The following is a 24,155-nucleotide window of genomic DNA, read 5'->3' on the forward strand; positions in this document are numbered from 1 at the left end:
CCGATCGTTTCGAACCAGAATTCCGCGAACGGCCGGGCGAATAGTGGCAAGTTAAGCCAGCGGCAAGAGCTTTGCGCTAAGGCGGGCGAAGGAATCGCCGAGAAAGCCTTTGCCTTATGAGTCCGGAATTGCGTTCATCACAGCATTCAGCGGCGCGAAAAATCGTTGTCGTGTTCGGCACACGACCCGAAGCCATCAAGATGTTTCCCGTGATTCACGCGCTTCAGCGCACCAACGGCATCGACGTTCGTGTCTGCGTGACCGCCCAGCACCGCGAGATGCTCGACCAGGTTCTTGCAATAGCCCGAATCATTCCCGACGTCGATCTCGACATCATGATCCCGAGCCAGTCGCTCGATGCCCTTCTCGCGAGACTGGTCACCGGACTCGGCGAGACTTTCGACACAGAAAGGCCGGACCGCATTCTCGTCCATGGGGATACATTGACAACAATGGCAGCGACGCTCGCCGCCTATTTCCGCAAGATACCTGTCGGCCATGTCGAGGCGGGGCTGCGCAGCGGAGATATCTATCATCCCTGGCCCGAGGAGGTAAATCGCAAGGTCACAGGTTCGGTCGCCGACCTGCATTTCGCCCCGACCGAGACCGCCGCCGCTGCGCTGCGTTCGGAGAATGTGCCGGACGAGCGCATTCACGTCACCGGCAACACCGTCATCGATGCCCTGCTCGCAACGAAGGCGCGCATCAACGAAGACCCGTCGCTCGCAGCTGGCCTCGATCCGCTGGTAAAACGATATGCGAGGAAGCGGATCATCGCCGTCACCTCGCACCGGCGGGAGAATTTCGGCGAGGGGATGCGCGCGATCGCCGAAGCGATCGCCGCCATCGCCGCCCGCCCCGACGTCGCCGTGATCTTTCCCGTCCACCCAAACCCGCAGGTCCGCAGCGCAATGGAACCGCTGCTCGGAGGGCTTTCCAACGTCGCGCTGATCGATCCGCTCGATTATCCGCATTTCGTGCGCCTGCTCGCCGAAGCCGATCTCGTGCTGACCGACAGCGGCGGCGTGCAGGAGGAAGCGCCGTCGCTCGGCAAACCAGTGCTCGTCATGCGCGAGACGACCGAGCGCCCCGAGGGCATTACGGCAGGCACGGCAAAGCTCGTCGGCACCGACAAGGACCGTATCGTTACCGAAATTTTCAGCCTTTTGGACGATAGCAAAGCCTATTCGGCGATGGCCCGCGCGCACAATCCGTTCGGCGACGGCCTTGCTGCCCAGCGAATTGCGGAGATTGTCGCGCGTGCCCATTGATACCGACCAGCAAGTTACCGTCCTCGGCCTCGGCTATATTGGGCTGCCGACCGCGGCGCTGATCGCGCGGTCGGGTTGCCGCGTCACCGGCGTCGATGTCAGCGAGAAGGTCGTCGAAACCGTCAACAGCGGCAAGGTTCACATCGAGGAGGTCGATCTCGATGGGCTCGTCCAGGGCGTCGTCGCGCGCGGCGCGCTCACCGCTTCGACCGAAGTCGCGCCCGCCGACAGCTTCGTGATCGCCGTGCCCACGCCGCACGACGCCGATCATCGCCCCGACATCAGCTATGTGCTGGCAGCAGCTCGCGCGATCGCGCCCAAACTGCAATCCGGCAATCTTGTCATCCTCGAATCGACATCGCCCGTCGGCACGACCGAAAAGGTCGCCGCGCTGATCACCGAACTGCGCCCCGACCTGAAGGTGCCAGGCGCGTGCGCCGGTGCCGCCGACATCTTCATCGCTTATTGTCCGGAACGTGTCCTGCCCGGCCGGATTCTGGTCGAGCTGGTCGACAACGACCGCTGCATCGGCGGTATCACGCCGCGCTGTGCGCGCCGTGCGATGACCTTCTACCGCCAGTTCGTGCGCGGTGCCTGCATCACGACCTCGGCGCGCGCCGCCGAAATGGTCAAGCTCGTCGAAAACAGCTACCGCGACGTCAACATCGCCTTCGCTAACGAATTGTCGATGATGGCCGAAGAAATGGGCGTCGATGTCTGGGAGGTGATCCGCCTCGCCAACCGCCACCCGCGCGTTAACATCCTTCAGCCCGGCCCCGGCGTCGGCGGCCATTGCATTGCCGTCGATCCCTGGTTCCTCGTTCATGGGGCGCCCGATCACAGCCGACTCATCCGTACCGCACGCGAAGTCAATCTCGCGAAGACCGCGCATGTCATCGGCGCCGCCGAAATGCTCGTGTCGCAGCATCCGCAGGCGCGCGTCGCCTGCCTCGGCCTCGCCTTCAAACCGAACATCGATGATTTCCGCGAAAGTCCCGCGGTCGAGGTGGCGGCAGCCCTCGCTCGCCGCTTCGGCAAGCAGGTCGACATCGTCGAGCCCTATGCGCGCGGTCTGCCGGCCGAATTCGCCGGTACCGGATCCGAACTCATCGACCTCGATACCGCACTTGCGAAATGCGACCTGCTGATCGTGCTCGTCGATCACGACCTGTTCAAATCGATCCCGCTCGAAGAACGGTCGGACAAGATTGTCTATGACACGCGCGGTCTCTGGCTCGACCAGCCCGGCGGGAGCACCCCTAACCGGCTCAATCGCGCCGCTTGATGCGCGCGGTCGCTTGACGTCCTCGCGCACGCGACACATGACATCGTCATGTTGACCCGCCTTCCCCCGCATATCGTCGAAAAGCCGTGGGGACGGACCGACATACCCGCGGCATTCGGCGACTTCGGCGAACGGCGCATCGGCGAGATATCGTTCGCGCATCCCGACGGCGATGCGGCGCCGCTGATGATCAAATTCCTGTTCACCTCCGAGCGGCTGTCAATTCAGGTTCACCCCGACGATGTCCGCGCGCGCGCCGCCGGTTATACGCGCGGCAAGGACGAATGCTGGCTGATCCTGGGCGCTGAGCCGGACGCCGAACTTGGCCTCGGCCTGAAAGCTCCCGCCGACGTGCCCGCACTTCGCGCCGCGGCGCAGGATGGGTCGATCATCAACATGGTTGACTGGCGGCCGGCGCACGCGGACGAATTCTTCTATAATGCGGCGGGCACGATCCACGCGATCGGCGGTGGGCTGACCTTGGTGGAGGTGCAGCAGAATGCCGACTGCACCTACCGCCTCTTCGACTATGGCCGGCCGCGCGATCTGCACCTCGATGACGGGCTTGCGGTTGTCGACGCTGCGCCGTCGCACGGCGCGCCGCATTGCGCGATCGACCCGGCGGCGAACCAGCGTCTCGTCGATGGCCCCCACTTCCATCTCCTGCATCTGGCGGCGCCTTTCGATCGCGACTTTGTGGGACCGACCGGCCAAAGCCTGACGCTCGTGCCGCTAGCAGATGGCTGCCGGATAGGCGACGAACCGCTGCCGTTCGGGGAAGTCGCCCTGCTGGGCGACATATCTTCGCTTGAAATGGCGCCGGGCGCCCGCGCGCTGCTCTGCTGGGCGGCCTGATCGGCCCCTCCCCTTGCGGCCCGGCGCCGCTTTACCCATATCGCGCCGCATGACCCAATCGATCACGCACCGTGACGCGCCCTGGCACGGAACCACCATCCTCTCCGCCCGCAATGCAGACAAGGTTGTCGTAATCGGCGACGGTCAGGTGTCGATGGGCCAGACGGTGATGAAGCCCAATGCCCGCAAGGTCCGCCGCCTCCACGACGGCAGCGTGATCGGCGGCTTCGCGGGTGCGACCGCCGATGCCTTCACCCTGTTCGAACGGCTCGAGGCCAAGCTCGAGCGCCACAATGGTCAGTTGCTGCGCGCTGCTGTCGAGCTCGCCAAGGACTGGCGCACCGACAAATATCTGCGCAACCTCGAAGCGATGATGATCGTCGCCGACAAGGAAGTGACGCTCGTCATCACAGGCAACGGCGACGTCCTCGAACCGCTCGGCGGCATCGCCGCGATCGGCTCGGGCGGCAATTTCGCTTTGTCGGCCGCGCGCGCACTCGCAGATTATGAAAATGACCCCGAGGTGCTGGTAAAAAAGGCGATGCAGGTCGCCGCCGATATCTGCGTTTACACCAACGACCAGACCACGCTCGAAACCATCGAAATTCAGGCATAATATCATGAACAAGGATTTGACTCCGAAGGCGATCGTCGCCGCGCTCGACACGCACATCATCGGCCAGAAGGACGCCAAGCGCGCGGTTGCCGTTGCCCTGCGCAATCGCTGGCGCCGCCAGCAGCTCGCGCCCGATCTGCGCGATGAGGTCAGCCCCAAGAACATCCTGATGATCGGCCCCACCGGCTGCGGCAAAACCGAGATTTCGCGCCGCTTGGCCAAGCTCGCAGATGCCCCCTTCATCAAGGTCGAGGCGACCAAGTTCACCGAAGTCGGCTATGTCGGCCGCGACGTCGAGCAGATCGCGCGCGATCTGGTCGAGGAAGCGGTGCGGCTCGAGAAAGATCGCCGCCGCGGCGCGGTGCGCGCGGCCGCCGAGGAAGCCGCGATGGAGCGGCTGCTCGACGCCCTGACGGGCAAGGGCGCCAGCGAAGCTACACGCCAGAGCTTCCGCCAGCGGATCCGCGAAGGTCATCTCGACGATAGCGAGGTCGAGATCGAGGTCTCCGACGCCCCCGGCATGCCGTTCGATCTGCCCGGACAGCCCGGCCAGATGAGCATGATCAATCTCTCCGACATGCTCGGCAAGGCGATGGGCGGCCTGCCCAAGAAGCGCCGCAAGATGAAGGTCATCGACGCCGCGACACGGCTGATCGAGGAAGAGCAGGACAAGCGGCTCGATCAGGACGATGTCGCGCGCGTCGCGCTCGCCGATGCCGAAGCCAATGGGATCGTTTTCCTCGACGAGATCGACAAGATCGCGGTCAGCGACGTGCGCGGCGGTTCGATCAGCCGCGAGGGCGTCCAGCGCGACCTGTTGCCGCTCATCGAAGGGACGACCGTCGCGACCAAATATGGCCCGATGAAGACTGATCATATCCTCTTTATCGCCAGCGGTGCGTTCCATGTCGCCAAGCCCAGCGACCTGCTCCCCGAATTGCAGGGCCGCCTGCCTATCCGCGTCGAACTGGGCGCGCTAAGCGAGGAGGATTTCGTCCGCATCCTCAGCGAAACCAAGGCGGGCCTGCCCGAGCAATATGCCGCGCTGCTCGGGACCGAAGGGGTCACGCTCAGCTTCACCGCCGATGCGATCGCACGCGTCGCCCGGCTCGCGGCAGAGGTGAACGAAAAGGTCGAGAATATCGGGGCCCGCCGGCTCCAGACGATCATGGAGCGGCTTGTCGAGGAAGTGAGCTTCACTGCCGAGGACATGCCCGGCACGACGCTCGAAATCGACGCCGCCTATGTCGACAAGCAACTAGCCGATGTCGTGGGGGACACCGATCTCAGCAAATATGTGCTCTGACGGCTAGCGGCCCACCGTCGGATGGCGGCATGAGCCGCCCCCCGCGATTGCACACAAAAAAAGCGGGCGGTTTCAAACCGCCCGCTTTTTTTCATCGCTTATTTCGCGACCTGTCAGCTGATCTTCTTCGCAGCGGCCGAACCGAGGACGAGGAAGAGAACAACTAGGGCCAAGCCGACGAAGAAGAGGATTTTGGCAATCCCGGCTGCCGCGCCGGCCACACCGGAAAAGCCGAGAACGGCCGCGAGCAATGCGATCACGGCGAAGATCAACGCCCATTTGAACATGCTGAATTCCTTTCGACACCTAATCATCCGGATTCGCGCGCTTTGTTTCGCGGGAACTGAGAATGGAACGGATGAGCGGCGGCGAATGTTCCCTGCCCTGCCCTCGTCTCGACAAGTCGGCTTTTCCGGCAATCCGGAATCCGCTTCCTTTCGGCCTGTTGTTTGCGGAACTTCATTTGACTTTCGCGCGTCCACAATGCGAGAACGAGGCGACACGGTCGAAACGGGTTGCAAGCGACCGGCACGGAGACAGCAATGGCAGATGAGGACGTCGCCCCGCAGCAGGGCGAGTTGGCGATCACGCGCACCGGCGACCGGCTTCGCCTAGCGCGCGAGGCGGCGGGGCTTTCGCTCGCCGACATCGCGACGCGTACGCGTGTGACCCAGCGACATCTTCAGGCCATAGAAAACTCGGAATTCTCGGAACTTCCGGGCCGGACTTATGTCACCGGCTTCGCCCGCGCCTATGCCCGCGCGCTCGATCTGCCCGAAGCCGAGATCGCCGCCGAGCTTCGCCGCGAACTCGACGAGGATGAATATGGCGCGCGGCCGCTTTACGAAGCCTATGAACCGACCGACCCCGCCCGCCTGCCGACCGCACGGCTGACCTGGACGCTTGTCATCGTCGCGCTCTTGCTGGTGTCGGCCTATGGCGTGTGGCGGTTCCTGTCGGTCGAGCCCGACGAGGCGCTGATCGCGGCGCAGAATGCCGACGCCGACGCATCGGAAGCTCCCGCTGCCGCAACGCCCGCAGCAGGCACCCCCAAGGCGGCCGCCCCGAATGCCGCCATTCCGGCCAATGCCCCGGTCGTGCTCACCGGCCTTTCCGAAGTGTGGATCGGTTTCGACGATGCGACCGGCAAGACCGAGAATTGGCGGACGCTCGACGCCGGCGAAACCTATGAGGTTCCCGCAGCCTATATCGAGCAGTTCACGCTGCGTACGAGCCGCCCGCAGGCGCTCAAGATCACCGTCGGCGGCCGCGACGTCGGCGCGACCGGCCCCGCCGATACGCTCGTCAAGGGAATCTCGCTCAAACCCGCCGACCTTGTGGCGCGCGCCGAAGGGAGCGGCAGCACCGCGACGGTGCCGCTGCCCAGGGCAAAGGGCGCGCCCGCGCGCCCCTGATTCGTCTCCGTTCCCGACGGATCGACGCGGCCGCGCGCCGAAATGGGTTTGCGTATCCGCCGTTTGCGGCGTTATGAGAGCATAGAGACAAGATAGTTAACTGGTGGGGGCCGCACGGCAGATGAGGAAGTTACAAGGGTCTTTGATCGGCGCGGCGATGATCGCGCTGACAGCGGCGCCTGTTGCACAGGCGCAGGACGCCGGGCTCGACAAGCGCGTCGAGCGATTGGAAAAGGAAATGCGGGCGGTCCAGCGCTCGGTCTTCCCCGGCGGCAGCCCCGCTTTCTTCGAGGGCGAGATCGCACCCGACAACACAGCCGGCGAGCGCGCGAAGGGCAATGCCCCGGTCATCGACCTCACCGCGCGCGTCGATGCGCTCGAAGCCCAGCTTCAGACGCTCACCGGCCAGACCGAGCAGAACAGCTATCAGCTACGCGAACTCGAAAAACAGTTCGCCGCCTATAAGGCCGAAATGGAAAATCGCCTTGCCGCCCCCGCCATCGGCGGTGAAACCCCGGCAAGTCTGCCGCTTGCATCGGGCTCGGGGGCGACCAAGCCTGCCACGGTGACGCAGGCGTCGACGACCACGACCACCAAAAAGCCCTCAACGACGCCCACCGCGAGCAAACCCGACGCCAACCGGCTCGCGCTCGTCAAGAAGGTCGAAATTCCGGCGACCGGCAATGAAGCCGAAGATGCCTATACCTACGGCTTCCGCCTGTGGGATGCCAAACTCTATCCCGAGGCGCAGGCGCAACTCAAACAGGTCGTGGCAAAATGGCCGAAGAGCAACCAGGCAAGTTATGCGCAGAACCTGCTCGGGCGCGCCTATCTCGATGAAGGCAAGCCCAGCCTTGCCGCCGTCGCTTTCTATAATAATTACAAGGATCGGCCGAGCGGGCCCCGCGCGCCGCACAGCCTGATGTATATGGGAGTAGCGCTCGACAAGCTCGGGCGCAAAGCCGACGCCTGCAAGGCCTTCCGCGAACTGGATGAGGTCTATGGCGACAAGGCACCGAAGGATGTCCGCGACGATGCTGCCGCCGCAAAAGCAAAAGCAGGCTGTTGACAGCGACGCCGTCGAACGGCTCGGCGGTGAACTCGCCGCGCTCGTCGGCGCCGACTGGCATCGCCGTCACTATGGCGTCGCCGTATCGGGCGGCCCCGACAGCATGGCGCTGCTCTGGCTGATGGCTTCGCTGCTGCCCGGGCAGGTCCGGGCGGCAACGGTCGATCACGGATTGCGTAGCGGTTCGGCCGAGGAGGCGCGCATGGTCGCGGCCTTCTGCGCGCGTGAACATATTCCCCACGCGACGCTGACGCCGGATAGTCCAATCGCGGGCTCGCTGCAGGCCGCGGCGCGAACGGCGCGCTATGATCTGCTCGACGGCTGGCGCCGCGAACAGGGCATCGACTTCATCGTCACCGCGCACCATGCTGACGATCAGCTCGAAACGATGATCATGCGGCTCAACCGCAGCAGCGGCGTCGGCGGCCTGGCCTCGATCCGCGCCCGCAACGGCCAGGTTTTGCGCCCCCTGCTCGGCTGGCGGCACATGGACCTGACGCGGCTCGCGCTCGACCAGGACATTCCGTTCGTCGACGACCCGTCGAACAGTGACGAGCGCTTCGACCGGGCGCGGCTGCGCCATGCGCTGCGCTATCAGTCGACGATCGACGCCGAAGCCGCCGCGCGCTCGGCGCGCTGGCTCGCCGAAGCCGACGAGGCGCTCGACTGGGCTGTCGACCAGGCGATCACGAGCTGGCCCGAGGTCGACGACGCAGCCGTCATCCGCGATCTCGGCTATCCGCCCGAGCTTTTCCGCCGCATCGTCATGCGCCGCCTTTCGCATGCCGACCCGCGACTCGTGCTGCGCGGCGTCACCCTCGACACGGTCATCGCGGCAATGCGCGAGGGCCGGCGCGCAATGGTCGGCAGCCTGTTGATCGACGCCGCGGGCGAGCGCGACGGCTCAATCTGGCGCATTTCCTCGGCGCCGCGGCGGAAAAGCTGAATTTATCGCGCTTGGCGCATTGTCATTTAACCGGATATTCCTATCTTGCAGCCTATGGTCGCGGCTTCTCGCGATGCTGGCGTTGATTGGGATATTCTCCGAATGCAGGACGACAAGGAACCGCAGGGCAACCCCTGGATGAAGAGCGTGATGATCTGGAGCGGCATTCTGCTTGCCATGCTCCTCGTCGCGTCGATGTTCGGCGGCGCCTCGCAGGGCACGGGTTCACCGATGGCTTATTCGGAGTTCCGTCAAAAGGTTCAGGAAGGCGCGGTGAAGGAAGTCGTCCTCTCCGACGACCGCGTTTCCGGCAAGCTGAACAGCGGCGAAAGCTTTTCGGCAAATATCGTCCGCGATCCCGAACTGCTCAAGCTGCTCAACGACAATGGCGTCAAATATGACGGCAAGCCGACCGATCAGGGCAATATCTGGGTCTATCTGCTGATCCAGGCGCTGCCCTTCATGCTGATCCTCGGCATCGCTTTCTTCGTTTTCCGCCAGGTTCAGAAAAATAACGGGTCGGGCGCGATGGGCTTCGGCAAGAGCCGCGCGAAGATGCTTACCGAGAAGCAGGGCCGCGTGACCTTCGACGACGTCGCGGGCATCGACGAGGCGCGCGAGGAGTTGCAGGAAATCGTCGAATTCCTGAAGGATCCCACCAAATTTTCGAAGCTTGGCGGTCAGATTCCGAAGGGCGCACTGCTCGTCGGCTCGCCGGGGACCGGCAAGACACTTCTCGCTCGCGCGATTGCGGGCGAGGCGGGCGTCCCCTTCTTCACCATCTCGGGTTCGGACTTCGTCGAAATGTTCGTCGGCGTGGGCGCCAGCCGCGTTCGCGACATGTTCGAGCAGGCCAAGCGCAACGCGCCGTGCATTGTCTTCATCGACGAAATCGACGCGGTCGGTCGCCATCGCGGTGCCGGCCTTGGCAACGGCAATGACGAGCGCGAACAGACGCTCAACCAGCTGCTCGTCGAAATGGACGGCTTCGAAGCGAACGAGGGCATTATCATCGTCGCCGCGACCAACCGTCCCGACGTTCTCGATCCCGCGCTGCTGCGTCCGGGCCGCTTCGACCGCCAGGTCGTCGTCCCGCGCCCCGACATCGAAGGCCGCCAGAAGATCCTCGAGGTCCATACGCGCAAGAAGCCGCTCGCGCCCGACGTCGACCTGCGCCGTATCGCGCGCGGCACGCCCGGCTTTTCGGGCGCCGACCTTGCCAACCTCGCCAACGAGGCCGCGCTGCTTGCAGCGCGTAAGGGCAAGCGCCTGATCGCGTCGGGCGAGTTCGAGGAAGCCAAAGACAAGGTGCTCATGGGCGCCGAACGCCGTTCGATGGTGATGACCGAGGACGAAAAGAAGGCGACCGCCTATCACGAGGCGGGCCACGCACTCGTGTCGATCCATGTCGAGCATAATGATCCGCTGCACAAGGTGACGATCATCCCGCGCGGTCGCGCACTGGGCGTGACGTGGAACCTGCCAGAACGCGACCGCTATTCGATGAGCATGAAGCAGATGAAGGCGCGCCTCGCGCTCTGCTTCGGCGGCCGCATCGCCGAACAGCTCATCTACGGCAAGGACGAGCTCAATACCGGTGCGTCGAACGACATCCAGCAGGCCACCGACATGGCGCGCTCGATGGTCATGGAATATGGCATGTCCGACAAGCTCGGCTGGCTGCGCTACCGCGACAATCAGGATGAGGTTTTCCTCGGCCACAGCGTCTCGCGCGCGCAGAATATGTCCGAGGAGACCGCCAAGCTGATCGACGCCGAAGTCCGCCGCCTCGTCGAGGACGGCGAGAAGACGGCGCGCAAGGTGCTCACCGACCATCTCGACGAACTGCATCTGCTTGCAGGGGCGCTGCTCGAATATGAGACGCTGTCGGGCGAGGAAGCGCGCCGCGCGATCAAGGGCGAGGACATCGGCCGCGATAGCGATGCGAACAAGCCCGGCGCGCCCATTCAAGGGCACGCTGGCGGCCTGCCGCAAATCAAGCGCAAACCGCGCCCCTTTGGCGACACGCATCCACAAGGCGCGTGACGATCTCTGATTCAGCCGGCATTCAGGGCGCGGGAGAGATTTCGGCGGCATGATGAACGGCAAGACGCAGCGCATCGGACTGGCTTCGGCGGCCCTGGCCGCCGGGCTGGTTCTGACCGCGGCGTCGCCCGGCGACATGAGCGTAGCAGCCTTTCTCCAGCGCGCCGAAGCGCTGCAGCGGCTGGGCCCGCTTGCGCTTGCCATGCCCGAGGCGGACCGGCTCAAGAGCGAAGTCATCGCGGCGGGCAAACGCTATCAGGCGCGGATAGAGGCCGACCGCAAAGCGGGGCGCAAATCGGCGAGTTGCCCGCCCAAGAGCGGCACGCTGACCCCCGAACAATGGCTCGCGCATCTTCGCACCTATCCGCCGCAGAGCCGCAGCCGCACGACGATCAACATGGCGTTCGACGGGCTGATGCGGAAACGCTATCCCTGCCCTGCTTGAGCAGATCAATTTTCACCTTTCGAAGGACCAGATGATGCGCGGCAGGCTTTTCGCATATATTCTCGCGGCAGGCCTTGGCGCCGCCGGCCCCATGGCCGCCGCGCAGGAAAAGGGCGCGCTGACCTCTACGGTGGAACTGGAGAAGATCAGCGGCGCCGACAGCGGCAAGCCCATCAAATCCTATGTCACCCCGGACGTCGTCGTCCCCGGCGACCGCGTACGCGTCACGCTGCTGTTCGCCAATCCCGGGCCCAGCCCGGCGACGGGGGTTCGCATCGTCAACCCGATCCCCGCGGGGCTGGCCTTCGACGGCACCAACGACCGCGCCGATTTCAGTGTCTCGGTCGACGGCGGCAAGAGCTTCGGCGATCTCGCTAGCCTTACCATTCCCGGCACCGATGGCACGCCGCGCGCGGCGACCGATGCCGACGTGACCCACGTCCGCTGGCTCTGGAGCACCGCCGTGCCGGCAGGCGGATCGCGCTCGGTCGCCTTTTTCGGCCGCGTCAAATGATCGGCGCAAGGGGCGCGGCGCGGGCATGACCATCTATTGCGACGAATCGGGCGGCCTCAATGCCGGCGCGATGACTTTTGCCGCGGTAATGCTCACCCCCGAAGCCGCGGCGCAAATCCACGCGCGCTTTCGCGCCGTGACGGGCCTGCGCGGCGAACTCAAGGGCAGCCGCATCAGTCTGACCGAGCGCGCTTACCTGCTCGAATTGTTCGACCGGGCCGGCGGACGCGCCTGGGTGGCCGTGGCCAATCGCGCGCAGCTCCAGCCGCCGGCCGACGGCCAGCCGCCAAGCGATCTGGCGCTCTATGCCGCGCTTCTCGATCTCGCGATCGGAAGCTGGCTCCCCGAAACGGGCGGCGTGTGCAGCGACGTGGTGATCGACGACGGTCGCTACGATCCCAAAATTCTCGAAAATGTCCGCGAGGCGATCCAATCCGGGCTTGGCGGCTGGGGCCGCGCCTCGCTCGCCGACAGCCGCCGCTCGGACGGCGTGCAGATCGCCGATGTCGTCGCGAACAGTCTCTATAATGTCGAGGTCGATTCACCGCGGGCTCGGCGCATCGGTATCATCATCGAACCGATGCTCGCCTCGCGCGCGATCCGCGTCGCCGAACTTACGCAGCTTCCCCGAGCGTCCTGACGAGACGCCGCGCCAACGAAAAAGGGCCGCGGTTTCCCGCGGCCCCCTTCGGTGATGCTTTCGTCGACTTCAGTCGAAATCGGCACCGCCGCCCGCAGGGCTGCGCGGCGGCGCAGCGGCGGTGAGGCGAAGCGCCTCGGCCGAGCGCGCGATCGAGCTGATTTCATCAGGCGTATCGTCATCGTCGACGACGACCTTCTGCAGCGATCCAGTGAGCGCGTCCTTGAGGTCGACGGGACGGATCGTCTGTTCGGCGATCTCGCGCAGCGCGACGACCGGATTCTTGTCGCGGTCGCGATCGATGGTCAGCTCCGAGCCGCCCGAAATCTCGCGGGCGCGATGCGCCGAAAGCAGCACCAGATCGAAACGGTTGGAGACTTTGTCGACGCAATCTTCGACGGTAACGCGGGCCATCTTGTTTCCTTAGATGAGGAGAGGCCAGCCCGATGGGCATGGCGGCAAGCGCTGCGCGCTAGCAGGCAGCGCCCTATATGTCAACAAAACCGGGGTGCTTGCGGCGCTTCGCGGCTCCGGCTTATGACAGGGGCAGGATGACCGAGCCCCCTGCCCCTGCCCGCGAGCGATTGCATTGGAGCGCCGATGTGGCGGGGCACCGGATCGAGCTGCTGTTCGACGGCGCCGCGCGGCTCGAACGGTTGCTCGCCCTGATCAATGGCGCGATCCGCAGCATCGACCTCGTCATGTATATCTTCGAGGGCGATAGCGCGGGGACCGACGTGCTCGACGCGCTTGCACGCGCGGCGCGGCGCGGCGTCCGCGTGCGCGCGGTCATCGACAGTTTCGGATCGTCGAACACGTCCGACAGCATCTTCGTGCCGCTGCGCGACGCGGGCGGCGAAGTGACCTATTTCTCGCGCCGCTGGCGTTCGAGCTATCTGATCCGCAACCATCAAAAGCTGATCCTGATCGACGGCGATATCGCGATCACCGGCGGCTTCAACATATCCGACGACTATCTGAGCGCGCCGCGTGCCGACTGCTGGTTCGATCTGGGGATGATCCTGCGCGGGCCCAGCGTCGCGCGCGCCGTCCAGTGGTTCTCGCAAATCCGCGACTATGCCGTCAACCACGACGGCAAACTCCTCATGCTCCGGCGGCTGATCCGCGAATGGCCGGTCGAAAATGGCGCCGTAACCTGGCTTGTCGGAGGACCGACGCAGCGCCTCTCACCATGGGCGCGCGCCGTACGCGCCGATCTCGGGGGGGCGCGGCAACTCGACATGGCGATGGCCTATTTCTCGCCGACGCAGGGGATGTTGCGCCGGCTCGGACGCGTCGCGCGCTTCGGGCGAGCGCGTTTCGTCATGGCGAGCAAATCTGACAATGCCGCGACGATCGGTGCCTCGCGTCTGCTCTACGGCTATCTTCTGCGCAAAGGCGGCGCAGTTTGGGAATATCGGCCGTGCAAATTGCACATGAAGCTGATCGTCATCGACGACACCGTCTATATCGGATCGGCCAATTTCGACGTGCGCAGCCTGTTCGTGAATGTCGAGATCATGGTGCGGATCGCGGATCCCCATTTTGCAGAGCGCATGCGCGGTTTCGTCGCAGGACTTGAAGAGGATTGCGACGTAATTACCGCCGAAACGCACAAGGCCCGCGCCGGCTGGCTGACCCGCCTGCGCTGGACGCTTGCTTGGTTCGTGGTCGGTGTGGCCGATTATACGGTATCGCGGCGGCTGAATTTCGGGCTCGCCGAACCCGATCCCGAGCTTTGAGGGCTCAGTCTTTCCAGCCCCAGAACAGGAAACAGGGCGGGACATTGACCCATTCGAAGGCGTTGTCGATGCGCTTGAAATGCGCCGCGAGAAAATCGCGGGCGCGGGCGCGGAACTGATAGACGAGGAAGGCCCCGCCCGGGCGTAGCACGCGGTGCGTCGCTGCCGCGATCGCCGGCCCGACGCCTGCCGGGAGCGTCGAAAAGGGCAGACCCGACAGCACATAATCGGCCTTGTCGAAACCGTGCGCCTTGACGATTTCTTCAACGTCTGCCGCGGAGCCATGCACCGCAACGAAGCGGCTGTCGCGGATCTCCTTGCGCAGATAGGCGATGAAATCCTCGTTCGTGTCGATCGCGATCAGCATCGCATCGCCCGCCAGCCGTTCGAGCACCGGGCGGCAAAAGGTGCCGACGCCGGGGCCATATTCGACGAACAGCTTGGTATTCTTCCAGTCGACGGGCCGCAGCATGTGGCGGATCAGCGTCGGTGAGGAGGGCACGATCGACCCGACCATGACGGGATGCTTGATGAATCCCTTCACGAACATACCCCAAGGGCCGAAAAATCGCTTCAGCCTCTCGCGGATCCGGCGGGACATCGCGATTTTCGATTCTTGGGCCTGCGCCCGCGGATTGGTCATGATGGCTTTCGCGTTGTTGCGGTTCTTGGTGGAGTGGCAAAATCGTGGCGGCGGTGCAAGAAAAGAGTCTGTCTTGACACTGGACAGACGCCCGGCGGCGTGTAGGGAAACAGGCACTTGCGGTAAATGGTTGGAAAACAGGGGGAGGACGAATTGAGCAATATGACGCGCTCGATTCCGGCCGATCGCATGGCCGTCCTCTTCGCCATCATGCTGGTCGCCGCCGCGGGCAATACCGCGATGCAGTCGATCCTTCCCGCCATCGGTGCCAAACTTCACATCCCCGATGTCTGGGTCAGCCTGGCATTCAGCTGGTCGGCCTTGCTCTGGGTGCTTACCGCTCCCTATTGGGCGCGCCAGTCGGACAAGCGCGGGCGCAAGGTGCTGATGGCGCGCGGAATCATCGGTTTTTTCCTGTCGATGGCGCTGTGCGGCGTGACCTTGTGGGCCGGGCTCCAGGGCTGGCTCGCCGCGGGCGCGACCTTCATTCTCTTCGCGCTCTTCCGCAGCCTCTACGGCGGCTTCGGTTCAGCGGCGCCGCCCGCGGTCCAGGCCTATGTCGCCGCACGTACCGATCCTGAAGAACGCACGCAGGCGCTGTCGCTCGTCTCCTCCTCCTTCGGGCTCGGCACCGTGATCGGTCCTGCGGTCGCGCCCTTCTTCATCCTCCCGATCTTCGGCCTCGCCGGGCCGCTGCTTGTCTTCGCGCTGATCGGCCTAACGGTACTCGTCATGCTGCGCTGGCGGCTGCCCGATGACATGCCGCGCTTCGCCGCACGCGGCGCGATCGCTTCCTATCCACTCTCGGCAGGACCGGGCGAACCGACCGCCGAGGATGAGAATGAACGCGACCCCGCCGAGCAGGAATCGCTTGGCTGGCGCGACCGGCGCGTGCGCCCCTGGCTGCTCGCGGGATTCTTCGGCGGCCAGGCGCAGGCGATGATGCTCGGCGTCATCGGCTTCCTCATTCTCGACCGGCTCCATCTGCGTCTGAGGCCCGACGAAGGCGCGGCGATTACGGGTATCGTGCTGATGGCCGGCGCCTTTGCGACGCTGCTGTCGCAATGGGGGCTGATCCCTCTGCTCAAGATGACCCCGCGCACCACCGTCCTGTACGGCGCCGCTTTCGGGGGCGTCGGCATTCTCATGACCGGGCTGGCGCAGGATTTGCACGCGATCGTCATCGGTTTCGCCCTCGCCTCGCTCGGCTTCGGACTGTTCCGGCCCGGATTTACCGCCGGCGCCTCGCTCTCGGTCCCGCGCCGCGATCAGGGCAGCGTCGCCGGGATGACCGCGTCGATCAATGGATCGGCCTATATCATCTCGCCCGCCATCGGCGTCCTGCTCTACAATTGGCACCCGATGATCAGCTATGGACTGATGGCCGCTTTTTGCGGCTGGCTCGTCCTCTGGGGCTGGTCCGCCTTACGACAGGACCAGCCCGCAAACTGAGCATTAGCGCTTCGCGTCAGCCCTTCGCATCATCGGCGTGCTTCTGCTCGCGAACGGGTTTCAGCATGCCGGGCGCGAAAAAGCCGATCGGGTCGATGCTCATCGCCTGCTGCTTGATCTCGCCCTGGATTTTTTCATAGTCGCGCTCCATCGCCTCCGTGACCGAAGCGCGGGTGTCTTTCAGCGCGGCCTCGAAATCGGCCATGGTGACGAGATCGCTCGCGATCGATCGCTTGAGCGCGGCAAGGCCCGCCCGGCGCACCAGATCCTCCAGATCGGCGCCCGTAAAGCGGTCGCTGCGCTCGGCGAGCGTGTCGAGCGACACATCGTCGGCGAGCGGCATTTTGGCGGTATGGATCTCTAGAATGCGCCTCCGTCCCTCGGCATTCGGAACCGAGACATAGATCAATTCGTCGAGCCGTCCCGGGCGGAGCAGCGCGGGATCGATCAGGTTCGGGCGGTTTGTCGCGCCGATGACGATGACCGATTGCATCTCTTCGATCCCGTCCATCTCGGCCAGGATCGTGTTGACGACGCGCTCGGTCACCTGGGGTTCGCCCGACGTTCCGCTGCCGCGCGCCGGCACCAGACTGTCGAGTTCGTCGATGAAGATGATCGTCGGCGCAACGGCGCGTGCCCGGGCAAACAGCCGGGCGATCTGCTGCTCGCTCTCGCCATACCATTTGGACAGGAGGTCCGAGGATTTGATCGCAATGAAATTCGCGTCCGATTCGCGCGCTGCGGCTTTTGCCAGCAAGGTCTTCCCCGTACCGGGCGGGCCATAGAGCAGAAAGCCCTTCGCCGCGCGGATACCGAGCCGCCGGAACGCCTCGGGATGTTTGAGCGGCAGTTCGATGCCCTCGATCATCTTGTCGCGCGCCGCGTCGAGCCCTCCGATGTCGCTCCAGCGCGTTTTCGGCGCCTGCACCATCACCTCGCGCATCGCCGAGGGTTGGACGCGCTTCAGGGCATTCAGAAAATCGTCGCGCGTCACGCGCAATTCCGCGAGCACTTCGGGCGGGATCGTCCCCTCCTCAAGGTTCAGCTTAGGCATGATCCGCCGCACCGCCTCGATGGCCGCCTCGCGCGTCAGCGCGGCCATGTCTGCCCCGACGAAACCAAAGGTCGTGCGCGCAAGCTCGCCCAGATCGACGTCGTCACCCAGCGGCATGCCGCGGGTATGGATCGCGAGTATCTCGCGGCGCCCGCTTTCATCGGGCACACCGATCACGATCTCGCGGTCGAAGCGGCCAGGACGACGCAGCGCCTCGTCGATCGCGTCGGGGCGGTTCGTTGCCGCAATGACCACCAGATTGGTGCGCGGTTCGAGCCCGTCCATCAGCGTCAGAAGCTGCGCGACGATGCGCTTTTCGGCCTCGCCGGTTACCTGGCCACGCTTCGGCGCGATCGAGTCGATCTCGTCGATGAAGACGATCGACGGCGCGGCCTTGGTCGCGGCCTCGAAAATTTCGCGCAGGCGCTTTTCGGACTCGCCATAGGCGCTGCCCATGATCTCCGGCCCGTTGATCAGGAAGAATTGCGCATCGCTTTCGTTCGCAACGGCGCGCGCAAGCCGCGTCTTGCCGGTTCCCGGCGGGCCGTGAAGCAGTACGCCGCGCGGCGGATCGACGCCGAGCCGCTGGAAAAGTTCGGGATAGCGCAGCGGCAGCTCGACCATCTCGCGCAGCTGATTGATCGTGTCGCCCAGCCCGCCCAGATCGTCATAGGTAACGTCGGTGCGCCGCGCGTCCTGCGGTTCCTGATATTCGGACAGCAGTTCGACTTCGGTGCTTTCATCGATGTACACGACGCCCTTCGGGTTCGCCGACACAACAAGCAGGCGCACCTCGGCGAGTGCATAAGCGGGCGCATTGAGCATCTGCCGCAGTTGCGGCGGCATATCGCCTGCAGGGACGCGCTGCTGCCCGGCGGTCGCGACCGTATCGCCGGCGACCAGCGGACGACCGAAGAAACTGCGCTTGAGCGCATTAGCCGAGCCCTGCAGCCGCAGATTTTCCTGTGCTGGCGCAAAGACTACGCGCGTCGCGGGCCGCATCTCGACGCGGCTCAGATGCACCATATCGCCCGCGCCGGCGCCCGCATTGGCGCGTTGCAGACCGTCAAGGCGGATCACCTCGATCCCCTCATCCTCGGCATAGGGCGCAACGACGCGCGCTGCGGTGTCGCGCTTGCCGCTGATTTGGATGACATCGCCCTCGGTCACCCCGAGTTCGGCCATTGCGGTGCGCGGAATCCGGGCGATCCCCGCGCCGCTTTCTTCTGCGCGCAGAGTCGCCACCTGAAGCTTGACCTGCTTTTCTTTTACCGGTGCGTCGGCCAACGCCAATCTCCCACAAAGAGTTCAGAACGGCAGAGATAGGACGGCAGTTCCCGATTTGCGACCCCCGGACCGCCGTCCAATCATGCCGCACTGCACAAAAGTCTGGCGCGGGATTGACACGCATGTCATCATCGCCATCGAGACACGATCATGCCACGCCTTCCTCCCCTCAGCAGTATGGAAGCCTTTCTGGAGGTTGCCCGTCACGGCACCGTAAAGGCCGCCGCGAGCGAGCTTGGTCTGTCGATGCCCGCGCTCTCGCGCCGCATCCAGACACTCGAACACGCTGTCGGTCGACCTTTGTTCGACCGCCATCATCACGGGCTGCGACTGACCGAGGCAGGGCGCGACCTGCAGGACCAGTTGTCGCCCATCCTCGACGAGCTACGCAGCGTTATCGGCCAAGTCGGGAGTCCCGACGCGTCAGTCCGCCTGCACCTCAATGTGCTGCCGCTCTTCGCGCAGCAGCGCCTGTTCCCGCGCCTGCCCGAACTGCGCCGCGCGCATCCCGAACTGCACATCGACATCGACACGCTGTCGCACGGGGAAGCGCGGCTCGGCGAAGGCATCGACGCCGCGATCGCGCTTGCCCGCGCAATTGATCCGGCGCTTTATGCAGCCAGGCTCGATCAGGACAAAGTGTTCCCGATCGCGGCGCGGGGACTGACCGATGGGGAGCGCCCGATTGCGGTGCCCGAACAGCTGCAGCGCGCGACGATCCTGCTGCACCGCGAAATGCCGGAAACCTTCAACGAATGGCGCAATGCGATCGGCATGCCGTATCTCGAACCGATGGGGACCGATTTCTTCGATTCGGGTCCATTGATGCTCGAGGCTGCAGCGCAGGGCATCGGCGTCGCTTTCATGCACGGTCATCATTTCGACGACGCACAGGATCCGCGGCTGGTGCGCTTGTTCGATTTCGACGTCGACAGCCCTTACAGCTACTGGTTCGTCTGCCGCCCCCGCGCACTGCGCCAGCCCGCGGTCAAGCTGTTCCACGACTGGCTGCTCGAAGCGAAGATCTAGGGTCAGGTCGCTAGGCCGGCGGCGACAGGGCTTCGCCGCGCATCTGCGCAGCTATATCCCAAACCGCGATGAACATAGCCGCGATCACCGGCCCGATGACGATGCCGTGAAATCCGAACAATTGCAGCCCGCCCAGTGTCGTGATCAGCACGACATAATCGGGGATGCGCGTCTCGCGCCCCACCAGTATCGGGCGCAGCAGATTGTCGACCATGCCGATGACGAAGAGGCCGCAAAAGACGAGCACCGCTCCCTGCCAGATCGCGCCACTGAAAAAGAGATAGAGCGCCATCGGCACCCAGACGAGCCCGGTTCCGACCGCCGGTATCAGCGATGCCGCGCCCATAAGCACGCCCCAGAGCAACGGTGCCTCGACCCCCAGCATCCACAGCACCGTCCCGCCGATCATACCCTGGATGATCGCGACAACGATGCTGCCCTTGATCGTCGCGCGCACCACCACAATGAACCGATCGACGAGCAGGCCAAGCTGGTCGGCGCGCAGCGGCACGGCGGCCGCGACACGGCGCTGCAGCGCATCGCCGTCGCGCAGCAGAAAGAATGCGAGATAGAGCACGACGCTCAGCTTGACCAGCAGGCCGAAGATGCTTTGTCCGAACAGCAGCGCCTGCCCCAGCACCGCGCGCACGCCGTCGGCCGCGCCCGATCCGAAGATGTCACGCGCGTCCGCGAGATTCTTGACGCCCAGATTGGCGAGCAGGGTCGTCGCCCAACCGGGTAGTCCGGCAAACAAGGTCGTGAAAATGCGCGCAATGTCGATATCGCCTGACTGGATACGCAGATAGACCGTCGTCGCCTCTCCGACCAGCGCCACGCTCAGGATCGCCGCCGGCAGGATGACGATCCCGACGATCAGCAGCAGGGTCAGCAAGGCAGCGCTGTTCCGCCAGCCGGGGATGCGCGCGAGCAAGCGGCGATAGACCGGCGTGAACAGGATCGCCGCGATCACCGCCCAGAGGATAGCCGTCAGAAATGGCCACAGAACGAGCGCAAAAGCGGCCGAGATGGCGATCAGGATGACCAGAAAGGACCAACGCCCGTCCGCGCCCCGCCCTTCACCCTCGCTCGCCATGATCCATTACCCCTGCAGCAATTCCCCTTCTCTAGCGACGACGCAGTCGACCGCATAGGTGGCAAAATATGGGACGCCGGATTGCGCCGGTCCTCACATATGAGTTTCAGGGAGAAATGGTGCTGCTGGAGAGGATTGAACTCTCGACCTCACCCTTACCAAGGGTGCGCTCTACCACTGAGCTACAGCAGCATCCGGGCCCGGGGCGGCGTCACGCTCGCTGGGCAGGCGCGGCCTATGGCGGGGCGGCCCGCGCCTGTCAAGGTGCGAGACTTGACCTTTTGCCGAATTCGCGGGCATGGACGCGGCAATGTCCAAGACGCCTTCCCCCTCCGATATCGAGCGCGAACGCCGCCTTGCCGAAGCGCTGCGCGCGAACCTGCGCAAGCGCAAGACACAGACGCGCGAAGCCCGGACGCACTACGAAAAGCCCAGCGACGCAACTAAAGGCTGACGGTCACCGTCACCACATCACCCTCGGTCAAGCCCTCTGCCTTGCGCACCGCGGCCTTGACGGGCAGCAGCCAGCCGCCGCTTTCCTTGTGCGGGAAGACCGAGGTGTTCCAACGGGTATCGCCAACGGTCGCGCAGACCTTTGCCGACCCGAATCCCTTGCGGCCGTCGAGCCACTGTCCGCCGATCGCCGCGAACCGAATTCCGTCTGCCGCCTCGCCCGCGATGGTCAGGAAAAACCAGGCTGCGGGCGCGGTCGCCGACTGCCAGCGCCAGAGCGGCGTCGTAACGGTGAAATCTTCCACGCGTACCTATTTCGCCGCGATGGGCCGGATCGGCACAGGGATGTTGCAGATATCGGCGCCGCCCGCCGGGCGGATGAAGAAGGGATCCCGGCGGTTCGCGCGGGCGTCAGCATATTTGGCGAAAGCATCGCTGTCGGTCGACAGATATTCGAAGCGCGGCTGCTCCGCCGCCGTCAGGTCGCTGGCAAGCCTGATCGAGCTGATCCCGACGCGCTCGGCTTCATCTTCGTAAAAGCCGAGTGGCCCGGTGCCACGCGGCAGGCTCGACAGATACTCGATTCCGCTGATCACGCGTCCGACGAGCGCGATATTGCGGTCGAGGTGGCGCGGCGCGTGGCCGATGACGGCGTAGAGCTCGGCGCCCGAACCGGTATCGGGCGACATGTTGCGGCCGACGCCAACCATGCCATAGCAATGGATGGGCCACTCGCTCTGATGATCATAGGCGACAGGCCAGCCCGCAACAAAACCGGTGAATTCTGCGTAGGCATCGCCGCGCGGTCGGTGCGGAGACGGCGGCAAGGCCGCACTACGGGTTTCGTGAGCCACCAAAATATGGGGCGGTACCGAATATTCGCTCTCCGGCACCGTCAACAGACCCTCGGGCAAAGGCTTCTTCTCGGTCGCGTCCCCCCACTGCGCAACATAATTGTCCTGCACCCTGTTGACGCTGGTGCCATCCCACCAGTGCGAAGCCGCAAGCTTGCGGATATTGCCGATCCAACCTTGGCTGAACGGCGCTGGCATCACCTGGATAACCACACGGCGCGCCTTCCCCTTGGCATCCGGGACGAGTTCCATCACGAGCAGGTCCGACGCCGGGATCGCAATCCAGTCCTTCGCGGGCGCCGCGGCCGCAATCTCGCCCGGCGACGGCGCCGCGGCCGCTTCCTGGGCGTGAACGGGACTGGCGAGCGATACCGCGGCGGCGGCGAGCAGAAGATATTTCATGCCACCTGTCTGCCATGGCCATGCGACTTGCGAAAGCCCCGCCAAGCGATTAGGGCGCGCCTTCCAGTGCAAGATGCGGAGCGGTGGCCGAGTGGTCGAAGGCGCTCGCCTGGAAAGTGAGTATACGTCAAAAGCGTATCGAGGGTTCGAATCCCTCCCGCTCCGCCAAGTTCTAATCCCACTCTCTCCCGAACCGTCCCCAAGACCCCAGCTTAGCTGCGGGATTGAAGGGCGCTTCGTATCCCTGTGCGTCCCACATCATCCAGTCCGACATTTTTGCCAATGTGGGACTAAATCTTATGATTCAAGGGATGAAAAGCACTTCGAACGGGCTCGCGAAGCCCAAGGGTAAACAGCGCCGCGTCAGCCTTGGTGACGGACTCGTCCGGCTTGATCGGCCGGGAGGCACTAGCAGTTGGGTGTGCCGCGTCCAGAAGGACGGTGTTCGCCGGGACTTCGGCCTTGGCAGTTGCCAGAAAGTCAGTCTCGCGCAGGCGCGCGAACTGGCGCAGGAAATCCGGGAACAGGTCGAGATAGGAATCGACCCGCATTTCGAGCGACGCAAGCGGCAGGCAGTGCCCACCTTCATCGAAGCCGCCGCCAAGACTTACGAAATCCATTCGAAGACTTGGCGCAACGGTAAGCATCACGCGCAATGGATGCGAACGATGGAGCTTTACGCCTTCCCGCACATCGGAAAGTTCAAGGTGGATCAGATTACCGGCCCGATGATCCGCGACCTGCTCGCGGAAATCTGGCTCGCGAAGCCTGAGACGGCGCGTCGCGTCCGGCAACGGATCGGCGCCGTCCTCGATTGGGCCTACGCATCGGGCTATCGCGAAACTGACGCCCCGATGCGCGCGATTACGAAAGGCCTGCCCCGCCAGCCGCGCCGCGACAATCATTTTGCCGCGATGCCATATGAAGATGTGCCTGCCTTCGTGCAGCGATTGCGAGAGCGGGAATCTTTCAGCCGCCTCGCGCTCGAATTTGCGATTTTCACGGCCGCACGGTCGGGCGAGGTTCGCGGGGCAACATGGGGCGAATTCGATCTGGAAAAGGGCCTTTGGAAGCTCTCCAAGGATCGGATGAAGGCCTATCGGGAGCATGTCGTTCCCCTCACCCGCCGCCCGCTGCGTATCGTCGAGCGGTGCGCGCGGTTGCGGATTAAGGGTTGCGATCTTGTCTTTCCCGGCATGCGGCGCAATCGCCCGCTGTCGGATCAGACGCTGACCAAGCTGCTCAAGGAAATGGGCGAGCCGTACACGGCGCATGGGTTCCGCTCGTCCTTCCGCGATTGGGTGAGCGAGGAAACGAACCACCCGAGCGACGTTGCCGAAGCCGCCCTCGCCCATACCGTCGCGAACAAGGTGGAAGCCGCCTACAGGCGCGGCAATCTCCTCGAAAAGCGCCGCCTGATGATGGAGGATTGGGCAAACTTTTGCGACGGGAGGAAACGGTGAGCCGCTACACCCGCGCGCGGCGCCACCTGCTCCGCCAGTATGAGCGCGCCGTCGATCGCATCGACGAGGCCGACCGCGCGATCTTTCTCGGCCACCGTGTCGAGGAGCTGAGCTACCGCGAGCTTGCCGAGCGACATGGCGTCAGCGTTGCCGAAGTCGAGGAAGCGATGATCCGCAGTTTGCGGGTCATCGCCCAATCGGTCGACAGAAAGAACCGCAGGTGGTGGCAATTCTGGAGGCGATAAAGCCGCCTAGACCTTGCCAATCAGCCGCCG

At 64.5% G+C, this 24,155-nt stretch carries 25 protein-coding genes and 2 tRNA genes; 19 read left to right on the forward strand and 8 right to left on the reverse strand.

Annotated elements, in window-relative coordinates:
* The first annotated feature begins 200 nt into the window (after window positions 1-200).
* From wecB to hslU, 5 genes are read left to right on the forward strand one after another with little or no spacing between them, the layout of a single operon-like run.
* Window positions 201-1,271: a non-hydrolyzing UDP-N-acetylglucosamine 2-epimerase gene (gene wecB, locus P1IM2_RS16510; RefSeq protein ID WP_302480131.1), complete on the forward strand. Its 1,071-nt coding sequence runs from the start codon at window positions 201-203 to the stop codon at window positions 1,269-1,271.
* Window positions 1,261-2,556 (forward strand): UDP-N-acetyl-D-mannosamine dehydrogenase, encoded by a 1,296-nt coding sequence (gene wecC, locus P1IM2_RS16515; RefSeq protein ID WP_186403140.1) that lies wholly within the window; start codon window positions 1,261-1,263, stop codon window positions 2,554-2,556. The genes wecB and wecC overlap by 11 nt, the downstream gene beginning before the upstream one ends.
* A 48-nt stretch (window positions 2,557-2,604) precedes the next feature.
* The gene (locus tag P1IM2_RS16520; RefSeq protein ID WP_186403141.1) at window positions 2,605-3,411 is read left to right on the forward strand and encodes a class I mannose-6-phosphate isomerase; all 807 of its coding nucleotides are present in this window, start codon (window positions 2,605-2,607) and stop codon (window positions 3,409-3,411) included.
* A 49-nt stretch (window positions 3,412-3,460) separates the two neighbouring features.
* Window positions 3,461-4,027 (forward strand): ATP-dependent protease subunit HslV, encoded by a 567-nt coding sequence (gene hslV / locus P1IM2_RS16525; protein ID WP_186403142.1) that lies wholly within the window; start codon window positions 3,461-3,463, stop codon window positions 4,025-4,027.
* Between the two features lie 4 nt (window positions 4,028-4,031).
* Window positions 4,032-5,333 carry an ATP-dependent protease ATPase subunit HslU gene (gene hslU / locus P1IM2_RS16530; RefSeq protein ID WP_003044812.1) on the forward strand — a complete coding sequence of 434 codons (1,302 nt, stop codon included), beginning with the start codon at window positions 4,032-4,034 and terminating at the stop codon, window positions 5,331-5,333.
* 113 nt (window positions 5,334-5,446) lie between these two features.
* On the opposite strand, the gene P1IM2_RS16535 is transcribed toward hslU, so the two are convergent.
* A complete protein-coding gene (locus P1IM2_RS16535) occupies window positions 5,447-5,620 on the reverse strand; it encodes a DUF1328 family protein (RefSeq protein WP_003044814.1) in 174 nt (57 codons plus the stop codon).
* Window positions 5,621-5,875: 255 nt separating this feature from the next.
* On the opposite strand from P1IM2_RS16535, the gene P1IM2_RS16540 reads away from it, so the two are divergent.
* From P1IM2_RS16540 to P1IM2_RS16570, 7 genes are all read left to right on the forward strand, one after another.
* Complete coding sequence (locus P1IM2_RS16540; protein ID WP_186403143.1) at window positions 5,876-6,748, forward strand: helix-turn-helix domain-containing protein; 873 nt, start codon at window positions 5,876-5,878, stop codon at window positions 6,746-6,748.
* A 157-nt stretch (window positions 6,749-6,905) separates the two neighbouring features.
* Window positions 6,906-7,817, forward strand: a complete 912-nt coding sequence (locus P1IM2_RS16545; RefSeq protein ID WP_254535871.1) for a tetratricopeptide repeat protein — start codon at window positions 6,906-6,908, stop codon at window positions 7,815-7,817.
* A complete protein-coding gene (gene tilS / locus P1IM2_RS16550; protein ID WP_186403144.1) occupies window positions 7,771-8,763 on the forward strand; it encodes a tRNA lysidine(34) synthetase TilS in 993 nt (330 codons plus the stop codon). The genes P1IM2_RS16545 and tilS overlap by 47 nt, the downstream gene beginning before the upstream one ends.
* A 102-nt stretch (window positions 8,764-8,865) precedes the next feature.
* Complete coding sequence (gene ftsH / locus P1IM2_RS16555; protein ID WP_062766467.1) at window positions 8,866-10,809, forward strand: ATP-dependent zinc metalloprotease FtsH; 1,944 nt, start codon at window positions 8,866-8,868, stop codon at window positions 10,807-10,809.
* A 49-nt stretch (window positions 10,810-10,858) separates the two neighbouring features.
* On the forward strand, window positions 10,859-11,254 hold the full coding sequence (locus P1IM2_RS16560) for a hypothetical protein (protein ID WP_186403145.1): 396 nt from the start codon (window positions 10,859-10,861) through the stop codon (window positions 11,252-11,254).
* A 31-nt stretch (window positions 11,255-11,285) separates the two neighbouring features.
* Window positions 11,286-11,768, forward strand: coding sequence for a DUF11 domain-containing protein (locus P1IM2_RS16565; protein ID WP_186403146.1), 483 nt, complete (start codon window positions 11,286-11,288; stop codon window positions 11,766-11,768).
* A 25-nt stretch (window positions 11,769-11,793) separates the two neighbouring features.
* Window positions 11,794-12,408 (forward strand): DUF3800 domain-containing protein, encoded by a 615-nt coding sequence (locus P1IM2_RS16570; RefSeq protein ID WP_186403147.1) that lies wholly within the window; start codon window positions 11,794-11,796, stop codon window positions 12,406-12,408.
* A gap of 69 nt (window positions 12,409-12,477) precedes the next feature.
* On the opposite strand, the gene rpoZ is transcribed toward P1IM2_RS16570, so the two are convergent.
* Window positions 12,478-12,822 carry a DNA-directed RNA polymerase subunit omega gene (gene rpoZ, locus P1IM2_RS16575; protein WP_186403148.1) on the reverse strand — a complete coding sequence of 115 codons (345 nt, stop codon included), beginning with the start codon at window positions 12,820-12,822 and terminating at the stop codon, window positions 12,478-12,480.
* Between the two features lie 137 nt (window positions 12,823-12,959).
* On the opposite strand from rpoZ, the gene P1IM2_RS16580 reads away from it, so the two are divergent.
* Window positions 12,960-14,150 carry a phosphatidylserine/phosphatidylglycerophosphate/cardiolipin synthase family protein gene (locus P1IM2_RS16580; RefSeq protein ID WP_186403149.1) on the forward strand — a complete coding sequence of 397 codons (1,191 nt, stop codon included), beginning with the start codon at window positions 12,960-12,962 and terminating at the stop codon, window positions 14,148-14,150.
* A 4-nt stretch (window positions 14,151-14,154) separates the two neighbouring features.
* Here P1IM2_RS16580 and P1IM2_RS16585 read toward each other — a convergent pair whose 3' ends face one another.
* The gene (locus P1IM2_RS16585; RefSeq protein ID WP_051066408.1) at window positions 14,155-14,751 is read right to left on the reverse strand and encodes a class I SAM-dependent methyltransferase; all 597 of its coding nucleotides are present in this window, start codon (window positions 14,749-14,751) and stop codon (window positions 14,155-14,157) included.
* 204 nt (window positions 14,752-14,955) lie between these two features.
* Between P1IM2_RS16585 and P1IM2_RS16590 the strand changes: the two genes are divergently transcribed.
* The gene (locus P1IM2_RS16590) at window positions 14,956-16,245 is read left to right on the forward strand and encodes an MFS transporter (RefSeq protein WP_254535914.1); all 1,290 of its coding nucleotides are present in this window, start codon (window positions 14,956-14,958) and stop codon (window positions 16,243-16,245) included.
* Window positions 16,246-16,261: 16 nt separating this feature from the next.
* On the opposite strand, the gene P1IM2_RS16595 is transcribed toward P1IM2_RS16590, so the two are convergent.
* Window positions 16,262-18,592 (reverse strand): CDC48 family AAA ATPase, encoded by a 2,331-nt coding sequence (locus P1IM2_RS16595; RefSeq protein ID WP_409574544.1) that lies wholly within the window; start codon window positions 18,590-18,592, stop codon window positions 16,262-16,264.
* Between the two features lie 144 nt (window positions 18,593-18,736).
* Here P1IM2_RS16595 and P1IM2_RS16600 point away from each other — a divergent pair, with 144 nt between their 5' ends.
* The gene (locus P1IM2_RS16600; protein WP_040590058.1) at window positions 18,737-19,615 is read left to right on the forward strand and encodes a LysR substrate-binding domain-containing protein; all 879 of its coding nucleotides are present in this window, start codon (window positions 18,737-18,739) and stop codon (window positions 19,613-19,615) included.
* 10 nt (window positions 19,616-19,625) lie between these two features.
* Here P1IM2_RS16600 and P1IM2_RS16605 read toward each other — a convergent pair whose 3' ends face one another.
* Window positions 19,626-20,708, reverse strand: a complete 1,083-nt coding sequence (locus tag P1IM2_RS16605) for an AI-2E family transporter (RefSeq protein WP_186403151.1) — start codon at window positions 20,706-20,708, stop codon at window positions 19,626-19,628.
* A gap of 117 nt (window positions 20,709-20,825) precedes the next feature.
* A tRNA-Thr gene (locus P1IM2_RS16610) sits at window positions 20,826-20,900 on the reverse strand.
* Between the two features lie 106 nt (window positions 20,901-21,006).
* Here P1IM2_RS16610 and P1IM2_RS16615 point away from each other — a divergent pair.
* Complete coding sequence (locus tag P1IM2_RS16615; RefSeq protein ID WP_186403152.1) at window positions 21,007-21,162, forward strand: hypothetical protein; 156 nt, start codon at window positions 21,007-21,009, stop codon at window positions 21,160-21,162.
* Here P1IM2_RS16615 and P1IM2_RS16620 read toward each other — a convergent pair.
* Both P1IM2_RS16620 and P1IM2_RS16625 read right to left on the reverse strand, forming a co-directional pair.
* Complete coding sequence (locus tag P1IM2_RS16620; RefSeq protein ID WP_186403153.1) at window positions 21,152-21,466, reverse strand: DUF1905 domain-containing protein; 315 nt, start codon at window positions 21,464-21,466, stop codon at window positions 21,152-21,154. The genes P1IM2_RS16615 and P1IM2_RS16620 overlap by 11 nt on opposite strands.
* A gap of 6 nt (window positions 21,467-21,472) precedes the next feature.
* Entirely contained in the window at window positions 21,473-22,417 is a 945-nt protein-coding gene (locus tag P1IM2_RS16625; protein WP_186403154.1) for a peptidylprolyl isomerase, read from the reverse strand.
* 77 nt (window positions 22,418-22,494) lie between these two features.
* On the opposite strand from P1IM2_RS16625, the gene P1IM2_RS16630 reads away from it, so the two are divergent.
* The 3 genes from P1IM2_RS16630 (at window position 22,495) to P1IM2_RS16640 (ending at window position 24,125) form a co-directional block, all read left to right on the forward strand.
* A tRNA-Ser gene (locus P1IM2_RS16630) sits at window positions 22,495-22,585 on the forward strand.
* A gap of 143 nt (window positions 22,586-22,728) precedes the next feature.
* The gene (locus P1IM2_RS16635; protein WP_186403155.1) at window positions 22,729-23,880 is read left to right on the forward strand and encodes a tyrosine-type recombinase/integrase; all 1,152 of its coding nucleotides are present in this window, start codon (window positions 22,729-22,731) and stop codon (window positions 23,878-23,880) included.
* Entirely contained in the window at window positions 23,877-24,125 is a 249-nt protein-coding gene (locus tag P1IM2_RS16640) for a sigma factor-like helix-turn-helix DNA-binding protein (protein ID WP_186403156.1), read from the forward strand. Before P1IM2_RS16635 ends, P1IM2_RS16640 begins: the two co-directional genes overlap by 4 nt.
* Window positions 24,126-24,155: the final 30 nt, after the last annotated feature.

This window comes from Sphingopyxis sp. P1IMeth2 (assembly GCF_900185685.1).
Taxonomy (GTDB): Bacteria; Pseudomonadota; Alphaproteobacteria; order Sphingomonadales; family Sphingomonadaceae; genus Sphingopyxis; species Sphingopyxis terrae_A.

What these genes read in the sequence shown, in the direction of transcription:
- wecB (WP_302480131.1), top strand. Translation starts at nt 201, where the DNA reads ATGTTTCCCGTGATTCACGCGCTTCAGCGCACCAACGGCATCGACGTT.
- P1IM2_RS16520 (WP_186403141.1), top strand. Translation starts at nt 2,605, where the DNA reads ATGTTGACCCGCCTTCCCCCGCATATCGTCGAAAAGCCGTGGGGACGG.
- hslV (WP_186403142.1), top strand. Translation starts at nt 3,461, where the DNA reads ATGACCCAATCGATCACGCACCGTGACGCGCCCTGGCACGGAACCACC.
- hslU (WP_003044812.1), top strand. Translation starts at nt 4,032, where the DNA reads ATGAACAAGGATTTGACTCCGAAGGCGATCGTCGCCGCGCTCGACACG.
- P1IM2_RS16535 (WP_003044814.1), bottom strand. Translation starts at nt 5,620, where the DNA reads ATGTTCAAATGGGCGTTGATCTTCGCCGTGATCGCATTGCTCGCGGCC.
- P1IM2_RS16540 (WP_186403143.1), top strand. Translation starts at nt 5,876, where the DNA reads ATGGCAGATGAGGACGTCGCCCCGCAGCAGGGCGAGTTGGCGATCACG.
- P1IM2_RS16545 (WP_254535871.1), top strand. Translation starts at nt 6,906, where the DNA reads ATGATCGCGCTGACAGCGGCGCCTGTTGCACAGGCGCAGGACGCCGGG.
- tilS (WP_186403144.1), top strand. Translation starts at nt 7,771, where the DNA reads ATGTCCGCGACGATGCTGCCGCCGCAAAAGCAAAAGCAGGCTGTTGAC.
- ftsH (WP_062766467.1), top strand. Translation starts at nt 8,866, where the DNA reads ATGCAGGACGACAAGGAACCGCAGGGCAACCCCTGGATGAAGAGCGTG.
- P1IM2_RS16560 (WP_186403145.1), top strand. Translation starts at nt 10,859, where the DNA reads ATGATGAACGGCAAGACGCAGCGCATCGGACTGGCTTCGGCGGCCCTG.
- P1IM2_RS16565 (WP_186403146.1), top strand. Translation starts at nt 11,286, where the DNA reads ATGATGCGCGGCAGGCTTTTCGCATATATTCTCGCGGCAGGCCTTGGC.
- P1IM2_RS16570 (WP_186403147.1), top strand. Translation starts at nt 11,794, where the DNA reads ATGACCATCTATTGCGACGAATCGGGCGGCCTCAATGCCGGCGCGATG.
- rpoZ (WP_186403148.1), bottom strand. Translation starts at nt 12,822, where the DNA reads ATGGCCCGCGTTACCGTCGAAGATTGCGTCGACAAAGTCTCCAACCGT.
- P1IM2_RS16580 (WP_186403149.1), top strand. Translation starts at nt 12,960, where the DNA reads ATGACCGAGCCCCCTGCCCCTGCCCGCGAGCGATTGCATTGGAGCGCC.
- P1IM2_RS16585 (WP_051066408.1), bottom strand. Translation starts at nt 14,751, where the DNA reads ATGTCCCGCCGGATCCGCGAGAGGCTGAAGCGATTTTTCGGCCCTTGG.
- P1IM2_RS16590 (WP_254535914.1), top strand. Translation starts at nt 14,956, where the DNA reads ATGACGCGCTCGATTCCGGCCGATCGCATGGCCGTCCTCTTCGCCATC.
- P1IM2_RS16600 (WP_040590058.1), top strand. Translation starts at nt 18,737, where the DNA reads ATGCCACGCCTTCCTCCCCTCAGCAGTATGGAAGCCTTTCTGGAGGTT.
- P1IM2_RS16605 (WP_186403151.1), bottom strand. Translation starts at nt 20,708, where the DNA reads ATGGCGAGCGAGGGTGAAGGGCGGGGCGCGGACGGGCGTTGGTCCTTT.
- P1IM2_RS16615 (WP_186403152.1), top strand. Translation starts at nt 21,007, where the DNA reads ATGGACGCGGCAATGTCCAAGACGCCTTCCCCCTCCGATATCGAGCGC.
- P1IM2_RS16625 (WP_186403154.1), bottom strand. Translation starts at nt 22,417, where the DNA reads ATGAAATATCTTCTGCTCGCCGCCGCCGCGGTATCGCTCGCCAGTCCC.
- P1IM2_RS16635 (WP_186403155.1), top strand. Translation starts at nt 22,729, where the DNA reads ATGAAAAGCACTTCGAACGGGCTCGCGAAGCCCAAGGGTAAACAGCGC.